Origin of the sequence: Craterilacuibacter sp. (genome assembly GCF_051659485.1) — a bacterium.
Classification (GTDB): domain Bacteria; phylum Pseudomonadota; class Gammaproteobacteria; order Burkholderiales; family Chromobacteriaceae; genus Craterilacuibacter.
The window spans coordinates 1-5,183 of record NZ_JBOFOO010000373.1 but is presented as its reverse complement, the minus strand read 5'-3'; the positions used below and the strand labels follow the sequence as shown (position 1 = coordinate 5,183).

General features: G+C 56.4%; 6 protein-coding genes and 1 tRNA gene. 1 reads left to right on the top strand and 6 read right to left on the bottom strand.

The window, feature by feature from the left end; translation table 11 throughout:
* Window positions 1-67 precede the first annotated feature (67 nt).
* Window positions 68-154, top strand: a tRNA-Leu gene (locus tag ACRC1E_RS12785).
* A 198-nt stretch (window positions 155-352) separates the two neighbouring features.
* Here the strand turns inward: ACRC1E_RS12785 and ACRC1E_RS12780 are convergent.
* The 6 genes from ACRC1E_RS12780 to glyS all read right to left on the bottom strand — a co-directional run.
* A complete protein-coding gene (locus ACRC1E_RS12780; RefSeq protein ID WP_438515473.1) occupies window positions 353-1,750 on the bottom strand; it encodes a sodium:proton antiporter in 1,398 nt (465 codons plus the stop codon).
* A 76-nt stretch (window positions 1,751-1,826) separates the two neighbouring features.
* Entirely contained in the window at window positions 1,827-2,216 is a 390-nt protein-coding gene (gene gloA, locus ACRC1E_RS12775) for a lactoylglutathione lyase (RefSeq protein WP_438515474.1), read from the bottom strand.
* A 24-nt stretch (window positions 2,217-2,240) separates the two neighbouring features.
* Complete coding sequence (locus tag ACRC1E_RS12770; RefSeq protein ID WP_438515472.1) at window positions 2,241-2,939, bottom strand: M48 family metallopeptidase; 699 nt, start codon at window positions 2,937-2,939, stop codon at window positions 2,241-2,243.
* Complete coding sequence (locus tag ACRC1E_RS12765) at window positions 2,917-3,696, bottom strand: lysophospholipid acyltransferase family protein (RefSeq protein ID WP_438515471.1); 780 nt, start codon at window positions 3,694-3,696, stop codon at window positions 2,917-2,919. The genes ACRC1E_RS12770 and ACRC1E_RS12765 overlap by 23 nt, the downstream gene beginning before the upstream one ends.
* Window positions 3,697-3,715: 19 nt before the next feature.
* Complete coding sequence (gene gmhB, locus ACRC1E_RS12760) at window positions 3,716-4,252, bottom strand: D-glycero-beta-D-manno-heptose 1,7-bisphosphate 7-phosphatase (protein ID WP_438515470.1); 537 nt, start codon at window positions 4,250-4,252, stop codon at window positions 3,716-3,718.
* Window positions 4,253-4,347: 95 nt separating this feature from the next.
* Window positions 4,348-5,183, bottom strand: an 836-nt coding sequence (glyS, locus tag ACRC1E_RS12755) for a glycine--tRNA ligase subunit beta (protein ID WP_438515469.1), incomplete at its 5' end; no start/stop codon positions are given.

The window sequence follows — 5,183 nt, the reverse complement described above, 5'->3', positions numbered from 1 at the left end:
AGTCTTCTCTTGGGCACCATCGCAATAAACAGCAGGTTATTTTGCTGGCAGAAAATTAGTTTGGCAGGCCCAGGTGGCGGAATTGGTAGACGCACTAGGTTCAGGTCCTAGCGCCCGCAAGGGTGTGGAAGTTCGAGTCTTCTCTTGGGCACCAACAGATATTTAAGCTATTGAGTTTTACTCAATAGCTTTTTTATCGTCTTTTTTCTGCCAGCACCAGATATTCCTCTCCCCTGCCCCCTATTTAAGTCTCTCGTTTTCATAAAAAATCCGGACAAGCTATAAGCTCGTCCGGCTTTCTTGTTTGTACCAGACAGGCTTCTTAACAAGAAGCCCGCCCAATTCATCCCTCTCAGAAGAATATCAGAGTCAGGATGGCGAATACCGGCAACAGGAAACAGATGGACCATGCCATATAGCCAAAGAAGCTCGGCATTTTGACACCGCGCTGCTCGGCAATGGCCTTGACCATAAAGTTGGGCGCATTACCGATATAGGTATTGGCTCCCATAAATACCGCACCCATAGAGATCGCCAGCAAGGTGTCTGACATCGGCCCCATCATGGTTTGTGCATCACCATGCGCCAGGTTGAAGAACACCAGATAGGTTGGTGCATTGTCCAGGAAGCTGGACAGGATGCCAGTCATCCAGAAATACATGGTATTCACCGGCGCGCCGGAACTGTCCGACACCATATGTACCAAGGGTGCCAGATGGCCTTCGGTACCGGCCTTGAGAATGGCGATCACCGGCGCAATCGTCACGAAGATACCGGCAAACAGTTTGCCAACCTCAAGGATAGGATCCCAGTTAAAGTCGTTTCCGGCACGAATTTGTTTGGGCGTGAAATACAAAGATATCCCGGCAAAAATCAGCAACAGCACATCGCGCACGATATTCTGCAGATCCCAATGCGTCCCCATCACGTCAAAACTAATGCCAGGCTTCCAGAAACCGGAGAGCAAAACACCGCCGATAATCCCAGCCAGCAGGAAGAAATTAAACTTGCCATGCAGCTTGATCGGACTTTTCTTAGTCTTATCAACCGGCAATACACCTTCCTTGGCAAAGAAATAACTGTCGACAGCAAAGAAAATAGCCAGCAGGGCCAGCGATGTCAGCAATACCGGCAAAGCCATATGCTGCAAAGTCCAGCCAAAGGTCACACCTTTCAGGAAGCCCAGGAATAGTGGCGGATCACCTAATGGCGTTAAGCCCCCCCCGACGTTGGCAACCAGGAAGATAAAGAACACCACCACATGCACATTACTCTTGCGGTTATCGTTCGCCTTCAGCAAGGGCCTAATCAACAGCATGGCCGCGCCGGTTGTCCCCATGATAGAGGCCAATAGCGTACCAATCGCCAGAATCTTGGTATTGAGCGTGGGTGAACCATGCAGATTACCCCAGATCAGAATGCCGCCCGAAACGGTATAAAGCGCAAACAGCAGAATAATGAACGGGATGTATTCGGCAATCATGGCATGCACGACAACGGACAGCGCCATGCCAAAGCCGAAGACGGCTATAAACGGCACCAAAAACAATACGCTCCACATGGCGGTAATCTTGCCAAAGTGGTGGTGCCAGAAGCCCGGTGCAAAAATCGGAAACAGCGCAATCGACAGCAGGATACCGGCAAACGGTAATCCCCAAATCAGACTCAGCGTCGAACCATCAAGGTCGGCGGCCTGTGCCAATGCCGGCAACAGCGCAAGACTCGCTGCTGTAAGCAAGGTTTTAATCATTATCACTCCCTGGATGGCGAGCCTGTATAAACAGACCCGCCGATTAATCCGCCCAATTAAAGTGCGGAACTAAAAATTACTGCGACCCCTTCTGGATAAACTCGATCTTATAACCATCCGTATCCTCGACAAAGGCAATCACCGTCGTGCCATGTTTCATCGGGCCGGCTTCACGCACGACTTTACCCCCCTTGGCGCGTACCGCATCACAAGCGGCATAAGCATCGTCAACCTCAATCGCCAGATGACCAAAAGCATCACCCAAAGCATAGGATGGGGTATCCCAGTTATGGGTCAACTCCAGCACGGTGTCGTTTGCTTCATCACCATAGCCGACAAAAGCCAGCGTGAAGCGGCCTTCAGGATAGTCGCTGCGCCGGATCAACTTCATCCCCAGCACGTCCTGATAAAAAGCCAGCGAGCGCTCCAGATTTCCAACGCGCAACATGGTGTGCAATAAACGCATCATATTTCTCCACAGTGATACTGCTCAACCCAGGTTGAACAGTTGATTGCCATACGCTTTAAGCCAGTCACGCGCCGTTTGCCATGCAGGCAAGATACGGGAGACTTCAGCCCAGAACGCAGGCGAGTGATTCAAATGAACAAGGTGTGCCAACTCGTGTGCCATCACATAATCCAGCACTTCGGGGGGGGCCTGAATCAGGCGCCAGTTCAGCCGTATCATGCCGACTGCGGTACAGGAACCCCAGCGGGACCGCGCCGAAGAGAGTTGCCAGCCTGTTGGCTGACGGCTCAGCCGTGGCGTAAAAGCCGCCAGTCGGGCGGGATAAGCTAGCGTGGCCCGCGCTTTAAGTGCGCGTGCCATGGCCGCCTGCAAGACGTCCACCGCCCCATCGGCGGCCAGCCCGAAAACCCTGAGCTCTTCGGCAGCGAACACCAGCCTGACTCTAGCCCCGCCGGCAAAGACCACGGGCAGTTCCCTCCCCATCAGCCATATACTCTGCGGCCCGCGCGCGCGCGCAGCCAGCAAGGCTTGCTGGCATTGCCACTGGCTACGTATCCAGTCGTGACGCTGCGCCAGCAACTGGCGGATAAAATCGAGCGGAACTTGCGGATGCGCCACCACCTCCAGCGCATTGCCTCGAACCCGCAAGGCGATACTCTTGCGCACACGGCGCAACAGTATTACCGGCAACTCCCCCTCAGGCAACGCGAGAGTCAGCACGATATTTCTGCTTTTCTTGCGGGTGGGCACAAGGCCCGCTACCGCCAATCTCGCGCTGACGCGCTTCTATCCACTGCGCAGCCTCTGCCATCATCGCTTCTGCACCAATATTTTCCTGCGGATACAGCGGCTTGCCGATGACCAGCGTAATCTCGCCCGGATGCTTGATAAAAGCATTGCGCGGCCAGAATTCGCCGGCATTGTGCGCAACAGGCACCAGCGGCATCGCCAGTTGCTTGGACATGCGAGCGGCACCGGGGCGGTATTTACCGACAATACCGGGGCGAATGCGCGTGCCCTCGGGAAAGACCGTAATCCAGAAGCCCTGGCGCTTGCGCGCCAGCCCCTGCTCCAGCATGCGGCGGTTGGCATTGGCACGATCGGAGCGGTTGATCATGATCGCATTCATCAGCCACAAGCCCCAACCAAAGAACGGCACCCACAGCAACTCGCGCTTGGCGACATAGATCTGGTCCGGGAACAGCTGCTGCAAAGCCAGCGTCTCCCAGCCAGACTGGTGCTTGGAGCAGATAATGGCGGGCTCGAGCGGGATGTTTTCGCGCCCGATCACCTTGTACTTGAGGCCGATCACATGCTCCAGAATCCAGAGCAGCATCAGCGCCCACGACTTGCCGAAAATATGGCGGCGACGCCGTGGCAGCCAGGCGCAAACAAATAGCGCGGCAAAGCACAAGGGCGTCAGTACCACGATAGCCAGCCAGTAAATCAGGTTACGAATCAGAATACCCAAAGTCATGCATAGTCTCCGTCAGGCATCAGCCAGCGATCAGATGGGTGGCCGCCTCGAACAAATTATCGAACACCAGTGTACCTGCCGGCAGATTGCCGGCGGCCAGTGTTTTTTCGCCCTTGCCGGTACGCACCAGCATAGGCTGGCCACCGACAGCGGCAATCGCCTCCAGATCGCGCAAGCTGTCCCCGATCAGTGGCAAGCCCTCCAGCCTGACATTAAAACGCTCGGCAATATCATGCACCATGCCCGGCAAGGGCTTGCGGCAGCTACATTTATCGCTGGCGGTATGCGGGCAGATAAATACGGCATCGATACGGCCACCGGCCTGATTGATCAGGCGATGCATTTTTTCATGCATGGCATTAAGGGCATGCACATCGAACAAGCCGCGGCCGATACCGGACTGGTTGGTCGCCACCACCACATGCCAGCCGGCCTGGGTCAGGTTGGCAACCGCCTCCAGACTCTTGTCCAGCGGAATCCATTCCAGCGTATTTTTAACGAAATCGTCGCGATCATGGTTGATCACGCCGTCACGATCGAGGATGACGAGTTTCATAGTTGGGGATCAGGGAGCCGGGATCAGGGAATCGGAACACCGATGGTCAACACCGGCGTCCCAGCTCCCTCATCCCTTCCCTGACCCCTGCCTCCTTAGTCGGCCAACAAGGAAATGTCGGCTACACGGTTAAACAGCTCGGCCAGACGTGAAAGCAAAGCGATGCGGTTGCCGCGTACGGCAGCATCGTCCGCCATCACCATCACGCCATCGAAGAAGGCATCGACCGGCGCTTTCAGGCTGGACAATTGTGCCAAGGCACCGGCGAAGTCGCGTGCGGCGAACTTGGCATCGACTTGTGGCGCCAGCGCCTCAACAGCGGCAAACAATGCACTTTCGGCCTCTTCGGCAAACAGCGCCGGATTGACCGCGCCAATCCCGCCTTCGGCTTTCTTGAGGATGTTCTTCACCCGCTTGTTGGCGGCCGCCAGCGTGGCGGCTTCCGGCAGGGTCTTGAACTGGGCCACGGCGGCCAGTACCGCACGCACTTCGTCCAGACGGGTCGGCGTCAGCGATAGCACGGCGTCGATCTCGTCCCCCTTATAGTCGGCGGCGAGCAAGTGCTTGAGGCGCTCAAGGCTGAAGGCAAACACTTCGTCGGCCGTCGTCGGCGACAACATGCCGGCCGGGAAGCTGGCTGCCGCATCGGCAATCAGTGCTTGCAGATCCAGCGGTGACGCCATGACCATACGCAACACGCCCAAAGCTGCACGGCGTAGCGCGAACGGGTCTTTGTCGCCGGTCGGAATCAGGCCGATGCCCCAGATGCCAACGATGGACTCGAGCTTGTCGGCTAGCGACACGGCCATTGCCACCTCGCTTTGCGGCAGGCTGTCACCGGCAAAACGCGGGTGGTAATGGCCTTCGATCGCCGCAGCGACGACTTCGCTCTCGCCATCCTGGCGCGCGTAGTACATCCCCATCACGCCTT